This is a genomic window from Selenomonas ruminantium AC2024 (assembly GCF_000687995.1).
Lineage (GTDB): Bacteria > Bacillota > Negativicutes > Selenomonadales > Selenomonadaceae > Selenomonas_A > Selenomonas_A ruminantium_B.
On sequence record NZ_JIAC01000001.1, the window covers coordinates 1,296,137 to 1,310,546 of the forward strand.

The 14,410-nt window shown below is 51.4% G+C and carries 11 protein-coding genes, 4 tRNA genes and 1 other annotated feature; all 15 genes read left to right on the forward strand.

Features of this window, described 5'->3' with window-relative positions; translation table 11 throughout:
• Positions 1-10: 10 nt before the first annotated feature.
• On the forward strand, positions 11-1,285 hold the full coding sequence (gene pfp, locus P157_RS0106020; RefSeq protein ID WP_026760212.1) for a diphosphate--fructose-6-phosphate 1-phosphotransferase: 1,275 nt from the start codon (positions 11-13) through the stop codon (positions 1,283-1,285).
• Positions 1,286-1,408: 123 nt separating this feature from the next.
• Positions 1,409-1,484, forward strand: a tRNA-Met gene (locus tag P157_RS0106025).
• A gap of 41 nt (positions 1,485-1,525) precedes the next feature.
• Positions 1,526-1,601 (forward strand) — tRNA-Met (locus tag P157_RS0106030).
• Positions 1,602-1,613: 12 nt separating this feature from the next.
• Positions 1,614-1,689, forward strand: a tRNA-Thr gene (locus P157_RS0106035).
• A gap of 5 nt (positions 1,690-1,694) precedes the next feature.
• Positions 1,695-1,771, forward strand: a tRNA-Met gene (locus P157_RS0106040).
• 172 nt (positions 1,772-1,943) lie between these two features.
• Positions 1,944-2,093: a 50S ribosomal protein L33 gene (rpmG, locus tag P157_RS0106045; protein ID WP_014423817.1), complete on the forward strand. Its 150-nt coding sequence runs from the start codon at positions 1,944-1,946 to the stop codon at positions 2,091-2,093.
• Between the two features lie 37 nt (positions 2,094-2,130).
• Positions 2,131-2,304 (forward strand): preprotein translocase subunit SecE, encoded by a 174-nt coding sequence (gene secE / locus P157_RS0106050; protein WP_080695392.1) that lies wholly within the window; start codon positions 2,131-2,133, stop codon positions 2,302-2,304.
• Between the two features lie 16 nt (positions 2,305-2,320).
• Positions 2,321-2,869 (forward strand): transcription termination/antitermination protein NusG, encoded by a 549-nt coding sequence (gene nusG, locus P157_RS0106055; RefSeq protein WP_026760214.1) that lies wholly within the window; start codon positions 2,321-2,323, stop codon positions 2,867-2,869.
• A gap of 38 nt (positions 2,870-2,907) precedes the next feature.
• Positions 2,908-3,333 carry a 50S ribosomal protein L11 gene (gene rplK / locus P157_RS0106060; protein ID WP_026760215.1) on the forward strand — a complete coding sequence of 142 codons (426 nt, stop codon included), beginning with the start codon at positions 2,908-2,910 and terminating at the stop codon, positions 3,331-3,333.
• Between the two features lie 65 nt (positions 3,334-3,398).
• Positions 3,399-4,079: a 50S ribosomal protein L1 gene (gene rplA / locus P157_RS0106065; RefSeq protein WP_014423821.1), complete on the forward strand. Its 681-nt coding sequence runs from the start codon at positions 3,399-3,401 to the stop codon at positions 4,077-4,079.
• Between the two features lie 54 nt (positions 4,080-4,133).
• Positions 4,134-4,274: a sequence feature (ribosomal protein L10 leader region), on the forward strand.
• Positions 4,275-4,311: 37 nt separating this feature from the next.
• Positions 4,312-4,851: a 50S ribosomal protein L10 gene (gene rplJ / locus P157_RS0106070; RefSeq protein WP_026760216.1), complete on the forward strand. Its 540-nt coding sequence runs from the start codon at positions 4,312-4,314 to the stop codon at positions 4,849-4,851.
• Between the two features lie 65 nt (positions 4,852-4,916).
• Positions 4,917-5,285 (forward strand): 50S ribosomal protein L7/L12, encoded by a 369-nt coding sequence (rplL, locus tag P157_RS0106075; protein ID WP_026760217.1) that lies wholly within the window; start codon positions 4,917-4,919, stop codon positions 5,283-5,285.
• 317 nt (positions 5,286-5,602) lie between these two features.
• The gene (gene rpoB, locus P157_RS0106080; protein WP_026760218.1) at positions 5,603-9,322 is read left to right on the forward strand and encodes a DNA-directed RNA polymerase subunit beta; all 3,720 of its coding nucleotides are present in this window, start codon (positions 5,603-5,605) and stop codon (positions 9,320-9,322) included.
• Positions 9,323-9,340: 18 nt separating this feature from the next.
• Positions 9,341-13,339, forward strand: coding sequence for a DNA-directed RNA polymerase subunit beta' (rpoC, locus tag P157_RS0106085; RefSeq protein WP_026760219.1), 3,999 nt, complete (start codon positions 9,341-9,343; stop codon positions 13,337-13,339).
• Between the two features lie 124 nt (positions 13,340-13,463).
• Positions 13,464-14,297 (forward strand): Mrp/NBP35 family ATP-binding protein, encoded by an 834-nt coding sequence (locus P157_RS0106090; protein ID WP_026760220.1) that lies wholly within the window; start codon positions 13,464-13,466, stop codon positions 14,295-14,297.
• The last annotated feature ends 113 nt before the right edge of the window (positions 14,298-14,410 follow it).

The window sequence follows — 14,410 nt, forward strand, 5'->3', positions numbered from 1 at the left end:
GGGATTTGTCATGATTGGTATCAAAAATGTGATTGCCGTGGTTTGCGGAGGGGGACCTGCTCCCGGCATTAACAGCGTTATCTCTGGTGTGGTTAATGAAGCCACCCGTCAGGGATGGGATGTTCTGGGCATGTATGACGGCTTTTCCCGTCTGGCTCGCGGTGAGAAGAATTACGTTCGTCTGGAACCGAAGAACATCAGCCGCATTCACCTGACCGGCGGCTGCATTCTCAAGATGTCCCGCTTCAATCCCACGAAGAAGGAATCGGATTTGCGCACGGTGGTGGAAACGCTGACGGAACTCGGTGTTACGCATCTCGTGACCATCGGCGGTGATGATACGGCTTATAGCTCTGCTGCTGTTTCTGATTATGCCCGCAAGATGGGCCGCACCATCAATGTAGTGCATGTGCCGAAGACCATTGATAATGACCTGCCGCTGCCGGAGGGGATTCCGACATTCGGCTTTGAAACCGCCAGAGCATTCGGTACGCAGGAAGTAGAAAACCTGATGGAAGATGCCCGCACCACCAACAACCGCTGGTACTTCACCATCGCCATGGGCCGTACCGCAGGTCACTTGGCACTGGGCATGGGCCGCAGCGCCGGCGCAGCACTGACCATCATTCCGGAAGAATTCCCGGAAGACAAGATTCCCCTGCAGCAGGTGGTGGACATCATCACGGGTGCTATCGTGAAGCGTTACCTGACCGGCAAGAATTACGGCGTGGCTGTAATCGCGGAAGGCGTTATCGAAAAGATTGCACCGGAAGATTTCAAGAAGCTGGGCACGGTGGTCACTGACGAACATGGCCACATCCGCTACAGCGAACTCGACTTCGGTGAAATCCTCAAGCAGGCTGTACTGGCAGAAGTCAAGAAGTTGGGCATCAAGGTCAGCATCATCGATAAGGAAATCGGCTATGAGCTGCGCTGCACGGCACCGATTGCTTACGATATCGACTATGCCCGTCAGCTTGGTTACTCTGCTGTACAGTTCCTGATGTCCGGCGACAGCGGCGCCCTGATTTCCATTCAGGATAACAAAGCCGTTCCCATGCGTTTCGAAGACATCAAGGACCCGGCTACTGGCAAGACCATGGTGCGCAAGGTCAATATCAACTCTGTTCATTATCAGATTGCCCGCGGTCTGATGATGCGCCTCGAAAAAGGCGATTTGGATGACCCGGGCCTGGCCAATGCCTACCGTATGGAACCGGCAGAGTTCAAGGAAAGATACAGCTATCTGTTCCCGGAAGAACAGGAAGTAACGGCTGAAGCATAAAAAAATCAAAAAAACTTAAAAAAGGGGGTTGACACCCTCTTTTTTTTGCTCTATAATCTTTTATTGTCAGCCGCCGATACGGCACAGCGATGAAGCGCGACAGCGCAACAGAGCGAAGGTTATCGCGGGGTGGAGCAGTCGGTAGCTCGTCGGGCTCATAACCCGAAGGTCACAGGTTCAAGTCCTGTCCCCGCAACCAATTTTATGTTTGACAAGGCTGACAGGTTATGATAAAGTAATCGCGGGATGGAGCAGTCGGTAGCTCGTCGGGCTCATAACCCGAAGGTCATAGGTTCAAGTCCTATTCCCGCAACCAAATGTTAATGTTGCTGATATAGCTCAGTCGGTAGAGCGTATCCTTGGTAAGGATAAGGTCACCAGTTCAATCCTGGTTATCAGCTCCATATATGGCGGCATAGCTCAGTTGGCTAGAGCATGCGGTTCATACCCGCAGTGTCAGGAGTTCAAATCTCTTTGCCGCCACCAAATTTACTAATGAACCCCTGTATCAGGGGTTTTATTTTATGTTTTATGTCGGTAAGAAAATTTTTGACTTGTCAAGGGTTTCTTGTTGACAGGCTTTTCTAAGTGTGCTAAATTGTATTAGTGACATTGTGAAAGAGTCATAGTTTCTGAGCGTAAGGGGTGTAAATAAGAGATGCGCAACAATATCACGTTGGAGTGCACGGAGTGCCATAGCCGTAACTACCGTACCAACAAGAACAAGAAGAACAACCCGGATCGTCTGGAGTTCAATAAGTACTGCAAGTTCTGCAAGAAACATACGACGCACAAAGAGACGAAATAATCGCTTCTAGCGGATTGAACGGAGATGTGAAGTAACTGTGAAGAAATTCATAGACGAAGTAATCGCCGAAATGAAAAAAGTATCATGGGCGACCAAAAAAGAACTGGTCAACTACACAATCGTGGTTGGCATCGCCGTAGCAATTGTCTGCGCGCTGATTTGGTTCTGTGATACCATCTTTGCAAGATTGTTCCACATCATTTTACGGTAAGCTAAGTGAGGGCAGCATGGCAAACGAAGAGATGAATCTGCGGCAGGACAATCCTGGCAGAGCATGGTATGTAGTGCATACCTATTCGGGCTATGAGAACAAGGTTAAGGCCAATCTCGAACGCCTGATTCATACGGCCAACATGAGCAACATGATTTTCAATGTTGTGGTTCCCGTTGAGGATGAGGTCGAAATCAAGGACGGCAAGAAAAAAGTTGTTCCGCGAAAAGTCTTCCCAGGTTACGTGCTGGTTGACATGATTGTCGATGAGCATTCCTGGTACGTTGTGCGCAACACTACCGGTGTTACCGGTTTCGTTGGTTCTGAAAAACACCCGATTCCGCTTACCGATGCTGAAGCGAAACGTATCTTGAAATCCATGGGCGAGGAAGAGCTCAAACCTGAACTCGATGTCGAGGTCGGGGATGTGGTTCGTATCAACTCGGGCGTTTTCGAGAACTACACGGGCACCATTACAGCTATCGATGCTGAAAAGGGCCGTCTCAAGGTTCTCGTCGAGGAAACCCCGATTGACCTTGGTTTCGATCAGGTAGAAGCTATCTGATTGAAACCGCGTAAATCCTTTTTGGGAGGTGAATATAAATGGCAAAGAAAGTTTCTAAGGTTGTAAAACTTCAGGTTGTTGCAGGTAAGGCTAATCCGGCTCCTCCGGTAGGTCCGGCACTTGGTCAGGCTGGTGTCAACATCATGGGGTTCTGTAAGGAATTCAACGAAAGAACCAAAGATAAGGCTGGTCTCATCATTCCGGTTGAAATCACGGTTTTCGAAGATAGATCCTTCACGTTCATCACGAAGACTCCGCCGGCTGCTGTACTTCTGAAGAAGGCTGCTAAGATCGACAAGGCTTCTGGCGAACCCAACAAGAACAAGGTAGCTAAGCTGCCGCGCGCTGAAGCAATGAAGATTGCAGAAAGCAAGATGGAAGACCTCAACGCTGCTGACATCGAGGCTGCTACTCGCATGATCGAGGGCACGGCTCGCAGCATGGGTATCGAAATCGTTGACTAATAAGTTCACGTTTCATCCCTGTGGGAGGCAATAACCGTTATTACCACGAGAGGAGAAAACTTACAATGGCTAAAGCTGGTAAGAAATATCAGGACGCTTGCAAGCTCGTTGAAGCTGGCAAGTTCTACACGGCTGCTGAAGCTATGGAACTCGTTAAGAAGACGGCTACGAAGAAGTTTGATGAAACCATCGAACTGCACGTACGTCTCGGCGTAGATCCGAAATATGCTGATCAGCAGGTACGTGGCGCTATGGTACTGCCGCACGGCACTGGTAAATCCAAGCGCGTACTCGTTTTCGCTAAGGGCGAAAAGGTTAAGGAAGCAGAAGCTGCAGGTGCAGACTTCGTTGGTTCCGATGAAATCGTCCAGAAGATCCAGGGCGGCTGGCTCGACTTCGATGTCGCAGTAGCTACTCCGGACATGATGGGCACTGTCGGTCGTCTTGGTAAGGTTCTCGGCCCCCGCGGCCTCATGCCGAACCCGAAACTGGGTACGGTTACCATGGACCTCACGAAGGCAGTATCCGAGATTAAAGCAGGTAAAGTCGAATACCGTACCGATAAGGCCGGTAACGTGCATTGCCCGATCGGCAAGGCATCCTTCGACGCTGAGAAGCTCCAGCAGAACTTCCAGGCCCTGATTGATACACTGAACCGCGTAAAACCGGCGGCTGCTAAAGGCCAGTACATGCGCTCCATCACGGTTAGCGCAACGATGGGCCCTGGCATCCCGGTGCAGCTCTAATCTTTTAGAGAAGGTTCAGAAACGAGGCTCCGGTCTCAGGAACGTAATGTTCCGACAACTGTATAACGATGGCTGTAGACAGCAGGTTTGATAATTTATCATCTAACGACAATTTGTCGCCTGCCGAGGCCGGAGCAGATGAACTTTGAAAATTCTACCTCCGGCGGACGCAGCCGGAGGTTTTTTTACAGGCTTTAATAAATCTCAAACAGGCAGGAGGTGTAATTAGAAAATGGCAAATCTGACGAAGAAACAGGCTATCGTTGCTGAACTTAAGGATCAGCTGACGAATGCTAAAGGTGTTGTGCTGACCAGCTACCGTGGTCTTACGGTTGCTCAGGATACGCAGCTCCGTCGTGAACTTCGCGCCGCTGGTGTAACGTACCATGTTGTTAAAAACACGATGCTCCGCCTGGCAGCGAAAGAAGCAGGTATCGAAGGCTTCGATGCTCATCTTGAGGGCACCACGGCTTTCGCATTCTCCACGGAGGATGCTATTGCTCCGGCAAAGGTTATCTGCGGCTTCATCAAGAAGAACAAGCTTGATGAAAACGAAGTGCTGACTGTTAAAGTTGGTACCGTTGAAGGTAAGGTTATTGATGCTAACGAAGTTAAGGCTTTGGCATCCCTGCCGTCTCGCGAAGAACTCATCGCCAAGATGCTGGGCAGCATGAATGCTCCTATCAGCAATACGGTCAACGTACTGCAGGGTGTTATTCGCAACGCTGTTTATGTGCTTGACGCTGTTCGCGCTCAGAAAGAATCCGCATAATTTGCGAGTTCTTCCTATATAATTAATTAAGAATTAACAAGAAAGATTTTTGGAGGTATATTCAAATGACTAAAGAAGAAATCATGGAAGCCATTGAAAACATGACTGTCCTCGAGCTGTCTGAGCTCGTAAAAGCTATGGAAGAAAAGTTCGGCGTTAGCGCTGCTGCTCCGGTTGCAGTTGCTGCTGTTGGTGGCGCTGCTGCAGGTGCTGCTGAAGAAAAGAGCGAGTTCACGGTTATGCTCGCTTCCGCTGGCGACAAGAAGATCAACGTTATCAAGGCTGTTCGTGAAGCTACGGGTCTCGGCCTGAAGGAAGCTAAGGAACTCGTTGATGGCGCTCCGGCTGCTGTTAAGGAAAACGTTGCTAAGGCTGAAGCTGAAGAACTCAAGAAGAAGCTCGAAGAAGCTGGCGCTACGGTTGAACTGAAGTAATTTCAGTTTGCTGACAATTAGCAATAACAAAGAGGACGTTCCTGCGGGAGCGTCCCTTTTTTTATCAATTGTTATTTTTTCAAATTTGCCAAGGACAGGCCCTTGACAGATTTGAAGAAAGATGCTAATATTGTAAACTACAGGAAATTGAATAGGGATTAGTGTGCGCAAGCGGAAAGGAACTGGAAGCAAGGTGTAAAGTTAGGTTAGACCTTGTTTTTTTTCTTGTTCATCCATTCCGTTTCTTTAAGCGCGCTATAATGCCCTTCATTTCAAGAAATAATATTCTAGTAAAATCAGGCTAAGGGGTGAAGGATTTGTTATTTAATCCTGTGCCGGTAGGCAAAAGAACCAGGTATAGCTATGCTAAAATCAAGGAAGTCATGGAAATGCCGCATCTGCTGGATATCCAGCGGAACAGCTACCAGTGGTTCCTTGATGAAGGTTTGCAGGACATCTTTAATGACATTTCGCCGATTCAGGACTTCTCGGGCAATCTCGTGCTGTCCTTTGAGAGCTTCTCGCTGGGTGAGCCCAAGTATGAGCTCGATGAGTGCAAAGAGCGTGACGTAACGCTGGCTGCACCTATCCGCGTAAATGTCCGTCTTATCAACCGTGAGACAGGCGAAATTAAAGAACAGGAAGTATTCATGGGCGATTTCCCGCTCATGACCGATACCGGTACGTTTATCATCAATGGTGCAGAGCGTGTTATCGTCAGCCAGTTGGTTCGTTCTCCAGGTGCATATTATGGAGAGGAAATTGACCCGACGGGTAAGCATCTTTATAATGCAACGGTTATTCCGAACCGTGGTGCGTGGATTGAACTCGAAACGGATACCAATGATGTGGTTTCCGTTCGTATCGACCGTACCCGTAAGATGCCGGTGACCTACTTCATTCGCGCCCTTGGCTTTGCTACTGATGAAGAAATCATTGACCTCTTTGGCGAAGATCCCCGCATCATGAACACGTTGGAACGTGATGGCGAGGATGTAAAATCCCAAGGCAAGGCTGTAATCGAAATTTACCGCCGTCTGCGTCCGGGTGAACCCGCCAATGAAGACAATGCTCAGCAGCTGCTGGATTCGCTGTTCTTTGACCCGAAGCGCTATGACCTCGCTACGGTTGGCCGCTACAAGCTGACCAAGAAGCTGGGCTGGAAGCGCCGTATTCTGGGCAAAGTGCTGGCAGAACCCATTGTGGATAAGGAAACGGGCGAAATCGTCATTCCGCAGGGCGAAGTGGTTACGGAAGACATGCTGGATGCCGTTGACATCGAGCGTGAACGTCAGATTTTCGGCGAAGGTGAAATCGTACAGCTCTATCTGCTGAAGAAAGACGGCAGCCGTATGAAGCTGCTGTGCTCGCCGACGCTCGATATCCATGACCGTACCATCACGAAGAACGATATCATTGCGTCCATTAACTACCTGCTGAACCTCATGGATGGTGTAGGCAATACGGATGATATCGACCATCTGGGTAACCGCCGCGTGCGTGCTGTAGGTGAACTCCTGCAGAATCAGTTCCGCATCGGTCTGTCTCGTATGGAACGTGTCGTTCGTGAACGCATGACCATTCAGGATGTGGATGTTATCACGCCGCAGGCACTCATCAACATCCGTCCGGTTGTGGCAGCCATCAAGGAATTCTTTGGTTCCTCCCAGCTGTCCCAGTTCATGGACCAGCACAACCCGCTGTCCGAACTTACGCATAAGCGCCGTCTGTCGGCCCTCGGCCCGGGCGGTCTGTCCCGTGAGCGTGCAGGCTTCGAAGTCCGCGACGTACACAACTCTCACTACGGCCGTATGTGCCCGGTAGAGTCTCCTGAAGGTCCGAACATCGGTCTTATCGGTTCTCTGGCTACTTATGCCCGCGTGAACCAGTTCGGCTTTATGGAAACGCCGTACCGCCGTGTGGACAAGGAAACCCACCGTGTAACGGATGAAGTGCGTTACCTCACCGCTGATGAAGAGGATGAGCTCGTAATCGCACAGGCCAACGAACCGCTCGACGAAAACGAATGGTTCGTTAACCCGCGTGTAACGGCCCGTTTCAACGAGGAAACCGGTCTGCATACCCGCGAATCCGTTGACTACATGGACGTTAGCCCGCGTCAGGTGTTCTCCATTGCAACGGCTATGATTCCGTTCCTGGAAAACGACGATGCGAACCGTGCCCTCATGGGTGCGAACATGCAGCGTCAGGCTGTACCTCTGCTCCGTACGCAGGCACCGCTCGTTGGTACCGGTATGGAATACAAAGCAGCCTGCGACTCCGGCGTTATGATTCTGGCTAAGCGCGCCGGTGTGGTTGAAAATGTAACGGCTGATTACATTGAAGTTCGCACGAAGAATGGTGAACTTGACCATTACAAACTCCAGAAATTTATCCGTTCCAACCAGGGAACTTGCATAAATCAGATTCCTATCGTCTACAAAGGCGATGAAGTCGTGGAAAAACAGCCCATCGCTGACGGCCCGGCTACGGACCACGGCGAACTGGCACTGGGTTACAACATTGTTGTTGCCTACATGCCTTGGGAAGGTTACAACTACGAGGACGCCGTACTTCTGTCCGAAAACCTCGTAAAACGCGACCTCTATACGTCCATTCATATTGAAGAATACGAATGCGATGCCCGCGATACGAAACTCGGCCCTGAAGAAATCACTCGTGATATTCCGAATGTGGCGGAAGAAGCACTCAAAGACCTCGACGAAGAAGGTATCATCCGCATTGGTGCCGATGTACGTCCTGGCGATATTCTCGTCGGTAAGGTTACGCCGAAAGGCGAAACGGAACTCACCGCTGAAGAACGCTTGCTGCGCGCCATCTTCGGTGAAAAGGCCCGTGAAGTTCGCGACACTTCCCTGCGTGTACCGCATGGTGAACAGGGTAAGATTGTCGATGTTAAGATTTTCACCCGTGAAAACAACGATGAACTGCCGCCTGGCGTAAACCGTCTGGTACGCGTTTACATCGCACAGAAACGTAAGATTTCTGTCGGCGATAAGATGGCAGGTCGTCATGGTAACAAGGGTGTCGTTTCCCGCATTATGCGCCAGGAAGATATGCCGTTCCTGCCGGATGGTACTCCTGTCGATATCGTGCTGAATCCGTTGGGCGTGCCGTCTCGAATGAACATCGGTCAGATCCTCGAAGCTCATTTGGGTATGGCTGTTAAGGTCCTCGGTCAGCAGATTAAGGATGGCGATCCGACGGTTGAAGCACGCCTGCGTGAAGCTGGTTATGACTTCGACAAGAATGGTATGCCGATTCCGGATGTTGCAGGCCTTCATATCGCTACGCCGGTATTCGACGGTGCAAGCGATGAAGCTGTATTTGGTACGATTCGTGCGGCAGGTCTTGCTGACGATGCCAAGACGGTCCTCTATGATGGCCGTACTGGTGAACCGTTCGAAAACCGCGTAACCGTTGGCTGCACGTACTTCCTTAAACTGCATCATCTGGTTGCCGATAAGATTCATGCCCGTTCTACCGGCCCGTACTCCCTCGTTACGCAGCAGCCGCTGGGTGGTAAAGCTCAGTTCGGTGGTCAGCGTTTCGGTGAAATGGAAGTTTGGGCGCTGGAAGCATACGGCGCCGCTTACACGCTGCAGGAAATTCTGACGGTTAAGTCCGATGACGTGGTAGGCCGTGTTAAGGCTTACGAAGCAATCGTCAAGGGCGAAAACATCCCGGAACCGGGTGTACCGGAGTCCTTCAAGGTACTCATTAAGGAACTGCAGTCCATTGGCCTCGATATCAAGGTTCTCAACGAAGATGCCAAGGAAATTTCCTTGCAGGATGAGGACGACGAAGATATCAACGAAACGGCTAAGAAACTTGATTTTGACGTGGCTGGCGTTGACCCCACGCAGGAAGGTGCTGCTGCACCGAAAACGGAAGACTCCTATGATGAGGGAGCACCTTCGGATGATGAGAAGCCGGACGACATCATTGCCGATATCGGCAGCCTCGGTTCCATTGTAGAACCTGGCGCAGAAGATACGGATAATGGTGAGGAATAAGAAGGGAGTGTCATCTCTTTGCTGGATGTAAATAATTTTGATTCGATGCGCATCGGTCTGGCCTCTCCGGACAAAATCCGCGAGTGGTCCTACGGTGAGGTCAAGAAGCCGGAGACCATCAACTATCGTACGCTCAAACCTGAGCGCGATGGTCTGTTCTGCGAGCGTATCTTTGGCCCGACCCGTGACTGGGAATGCCATTGCGGTAAGTACAAGCGTATCCGCTATAAGGGCATTGTCTGCGACCGCTGCGGCGTTGAAGTCACTCGCGCGAAAGTCCGCCGCGAGCGCATGGGACATATTGAACTGGCTGCGCCGGTTTCACATATTTGGTATTTCAAGGGCATTCCGAGCCGCATGGGCCTGATCCTCGACATCAGCCCGCGTGCGCTGGAAAAAGTTCTGTACTTCGCGTACTACATCGTGCTGGATTCCGGTGAAAACACCGACCTCACGAAGAAGAGCCTGCTGTCCGAAAAAGAATACCATGATGCTTTGGAAAAATATGGCAACACCTTCCGCGTTGGCATGGGTGCCGAAGCAATCAAAGAACTCCTCGATGAGCTTGACTTGGAACGCATGAGCGAAGTTCTGCGCAAGGAAGTCCGCACGGCTTCCGGCCAGAAGAAGATTCGTGCCATTCGCCGTCTGGAAGTTGTGGAAGCATTCCGCAAGTCCGGCAACAAGCCGTCCTGGATGATTATGGATGTTGTGCCGGTTATTCCGCCGGAACTGCGCCCGATGGTACAGCTCGATGGCGGCCGTTTTGCAACGTCCGACCTCAACGACCTCTATCGTCGTGTAATCAACCGTAACAACCGTCTGAAGCGCCTGCTCGATCTCGGTGCACCGGACATCATTGTCCGCAACGAGAAACGCATGCTGCAGGAAGCTGTTGACGCCCTGATCGATAACGGCCGCCGTGGCCGCCCTGTAACGGGCCCGGGCAACCGTCCGCTGAAATCCCTTTCCGACATGCTGAAAGGTAAGCAGGGCCGCTTCCGTCAGAACCTTCTCGGTAAGCGCGTTGACTACTCCGGCCGTTCCGTTATCGTCGTAGGCCCGGAACTGAAACTCCATCAGTGCGGCCTGCCGAAGGAAATGGCATTGGAACTCTTTAAGCCCTTTGTTATGAAAAAGCTGGTTTCCTCGGGAGCCGCTCACAATATCAAATCGGCTAAGCGCATGGTAGAACGTGCTAAACCTGAGGTTTGGGATGTTCTCGAAGGCGTAATCAAAGAGCATCCGGTTCTCTTGAACCGTGCCCCGACGCTGCATCGTCTGGGTATCCAGGCTTTCGAGCCGGTACTCACCGAAGGCCGCGCTTTGAAGCTGCATCCGCTGGCTTGTACGGCATACAACGCCGACTTCGATGGTGACCAGATGGCTATCCATCTGCCGCTGTCCTCCGAAGCACAGACGGAAGCCCGCATCCTGATGCTGGCTGCTAACCACATCCTGGCACCGAAAGATGGTAAGCCAATCATCGTTCCTTCGCAGGACATGGTTCTGGGTTCCTACTATCTGACCAACATCCGTCCGGGTGCCAAGGGCGAAGGCAAGGTCCTTACGGGCATTGCCGAAGCACTGCTGGCTTATCAGCAGCATGACCTCGACCTGCAGGCTGCTATTCAGTGCCGCATCGATGGTTATGGCCTTGTCAAGACTTCTTTGGGCCGCATGATTTTCAACGAAATCCTGCCCAAGGAAATCCGTTACTTCTACAAGGATAAAGAATCCGACCAGTGGTGCCTGGGCGTTCTGATGAACAAAAAGGAACTGGGCAAGCTCGTTGCCAAGTGCTACAACGCTTTCGGTGCTACGGAAACGGCTCACGTTATCGATGATGTTAAGAACCTCGGCTATCACTACGCCTGTGTAGCTGGTATGACCGTTGCTATCTCTGACGTTATCGTGCCGCCGAAGAAGAAGACCATCATCAATGACACGCAGCAGATTGTCAACAAGGTTGAACGCCGCTATGACCGCGGTCTCATCACCGAAGAAGAACGTTACCACAAGGTTGTTGACCTCTGGTCCAAGGCTACGGATGACGTGGCTGACGCCATGATGGACAACATGGACGCCTTCAACCCGATCTTCATGATGGCTGACTCCGGTGCCCGTGGTAACAAACAGCAGATGCGTCAGCTGGCCGGTATGCGCGGTTTGATGGCTGACCCGTCTGGTAAAATCATCGACTTGCCAATCACGGCAAACTTCCGTGAAGGCCTGTCCGTATCCGATTACTTTATTTCTTCCCATGGTGCCCGTAAGGGTCTGGCCGATACCGCACTGCGTACGGCTGACTCCGGTTACCTGACCCGCCGTCTCGTAGACGTGGCACAGGATGTAATCGTCCGTGAGGAAGACTGCGATATCTCCACGCTGAACCTGGTTCAGGCTCGTGCACGTCTTGCCGAGTCCACCTTCGATGCGCTGGAAATCCTCAACGACAGCCTGATGGGCCGTCTGTTGGGTGCCGATGTCTTCGACCCGGAAACCAAGGAAGTGCTCTTTGCGCGCGACACCATTCTGGACGAGGAAAAACTGGCCGTTATCGGCGAGAAGGAAGTTCGCGAAATCATGGTTCGCGGTTCTTCTCTGGCCTCCGAAGCTGCTATCAGCAACGCCATGATTACCGAAGCCATCACTTTGGGCGAGCCGGATGAGGCTGCCCGTGCCAAGGCTAAGGATTCCATGATTCACGAAATGAGCGGCAAGGATGTTACCCGTGATGTGGTTGACTCCGCAAATGCTGTAGTAGTAGCTGCTGGCACTAAGTTGACGGCTGAACTCATCGACACGATTCTGGCTTCCGACGCTAAGGAAATCCGCGTGCGCAACAACAACGTTCGCGGTATCGAAGTGGAGGCTATCAAGGAAGGCGATGGTATCATCGAATCCTTGGCAGAACGTATCGTTGGCCGTGTTCTGGCTGAAAACATCGATGACCCGGCTACGGGTGAACGCATTGCTTCCATCAACGACACCGTTGATGAAGATATGGCAAAACGCATTGAAAAAGTGCGTGACCACGTTTCCATCCGCAGCGTGCTCACCTGTAAGTCTCAGTTCGGCGTCTGCATCAAGTGCTATGGCCGCGATCTGGCTAATCAGGCTGAGGTTGAAATCGGTGAAGCAGTTGGTATCATCGCTGCTCAGTCCATCGGTGAACCGGGTACACAGCTCACCATGCGTACGTTCCACTCCGGCGGTGTTGCCGGTGACGATATCACCCAGGGTCTTCCGCGTGTCGAAGAATTGTTCGAAGCACGTAAGCCGAAGCACCATGCTATCATCGCTGAGATTGAAGGCCGTGCCGAAGTTGAAGACTCCGGTAAGGGTATGCGCAAGGTTACGATTGTACCGGACGAAGGCGAAGCCCGCGAATATGCAATCCCGTATGGCGCCCGTATGGCAGCCAAGCAGGGCATGCATTTGAAACCGGGTGACAAACTCACCGAAGGTTCCATCAACCCGCACGATATCCTGCGTGTCTGCGGTCTGCAGGCAACCCAGCGTTACCTGGTATACGAAGTACAGAAAGTGTATAAGTCCCAGGGCGTTGAGATTAACGATAAGCATATCGAAGTTATGGTTCGTCAGATGCTCCACAAGGTTAAGATTGAGGAATCCGGCAGCACGGATTTCCTGCCTGGCGAGTACATCGACATCAACCAGTTCGAGGCTGCCAATACCAAGGCAATCGAGGAAGACGGCGAACCCGCTGTGGCAAAACCGATTCTCCTCGGTATCACCAAGGCATCTCTGGCTACCGATTCCTTCATGTCGGCTGCTTCCTTCCAGGAAACCACCCGTGTACTCACGGATGCCGCCATCAAGGGCAAGGTTGACCCGCTTATCGGCCTCAAGGAAAATGTTATCATCGGTAAGCTGATTCCGGCTGGTACGGGTATGAGCCGTTACCGCAACCTTAAGATTGTGGATAAAGACCCGAAACCGGTAGAAGAAGTTGCTGAAGAAACTGTGGAAACCGATACGGTAGAAGCATAATAGAACATAAAAGACTACTTGGGAAGCCTTTCCTTTTGGGGAAGGGGGACCGCGTAGCGGTGGATGAGGTTCAAAGGTAGTCAATACCTTTGAACCTCATTTTATATTTTAGGAGGTATGTTCAATGGCTGAAGAATGTAATCATGATTGTAGTTCCTGCGGTACCACCTGTGGAGCCGATACCCGTCCGAAGGATTTGCATGAAGCACCCCATGAGCTCAGTGATATCCGTCATGTCATTGCGGTAGTCAGTGGCAAGGGCGGTGTTGGTAAATCCTTGGTGACTGGGCTGTTGTCTGTGGCGATGTCCCGCAAAGGCAAGCATGTGGGCATTATGGATGCAGATATTACCGGCCCATCCATCCCAAAGATGTTTGGTGTCAGTGGTGAAGTGTGTGGCAGTGAAAAGGGAGCATACCCTGTGACCACTGCCGGAGGTATCGACATCGTCAGCATGAACCTCCTGCTCGATGATGACACAGATCCAGTCGTATGGCGCGGCCCCATCATCAGCGGTGTGGTCAAGCAGTTCTGGCATGATTTCATCTGGGAAGATGTGGACTATATGTTCGTGGATATGCCTCCCGGAACTGGTGATGTGCCGCTGACGGTTATGCAGTCCATCAAACTGGACGGCATCATCATCGTTACGAGCCCGCAGGAACTTGTGTCCATGATTGTGGAAAAGGCCGTGAAGATGGCCGAAGCCATGAAGGTGCCTATCCTGGGCCTCGTGGAAAATATGAGCTACTTTGAGTGCCCTGACTGCGGTAAACGCCATGCAATCTATGGTCAGAGTCATATTGAGGAAATTGCCAAAGAATACAACCTCGATGTGCTGGGGCGCATCCCCATCCAGCCTGCACTGGCAGCAGAATGTGATGCTGGGCAGATTGAGACGACCGAGGCCGATTACCTCGACGAAGCAACGGCGAAACTTCTTGCTTTAGATGAATAAGTAAATATCCCAACGCGACAGTGCGTTACCACAAAAGGTTCTGCGATATTTCTTGCAGAGCCTTTTTGCTGACCATGTGGGGGCCTTAAATAAATGCATATGAAAATTTTACT

Coding starts and splice junctions, on each gene's coding strand:
- pfp (WP_026760212.1), top strand. CDS start 11: ATGATTGGTATCAAAAATGTGATTGCCGTGGTTTGCGGAGGGGGACCT.
- rpmG (WP_014423817.1), top strand. CDS start 1,944: ATGCGCAACAATATCACGTTGGAGTGCACGGAGTGCCATAGCCGTAAC.
- nusG (WP_026760214.1), top strand. CDS start 2,321: ATGGCAAACGAAGAGATGAATCTGCGGCAGGACAATCCTGGCAGAGCA.
- rplK (WP_026760215.1), top strand. CDS start 2,908: ATGGCAAAGAAAGTTTCTAAGGTTGTAAAACTTCAGGTTGTTGCAGGT.
- rplA (WP_014423821.1), top strand. CDS start 3,399: ATGGCTAAAGCTGGTAAGAAATATCAGGACGCTTGCAAGCTCGTTGAA.
- rplJ (WP_026760216.1), top strand. CDS start 4,312: ATGGCAAATCTGACGAAGAAACAGGCTATCGTTGCTGAACTTAAGGAT.
- rplL (WP_026760217.1), top strand. CDS start 4,917: ATGACTAAAGAAGAAATCATGGAAGCCATTGAAAACATGACTGTCCTC.
- P157_RS0106090 (WP_026760220.1), top strand. CDS start 13,464: ATGGCTGAAGAATGTAATCATGATTGTAGTTCCTGCGGTACCACCTGT.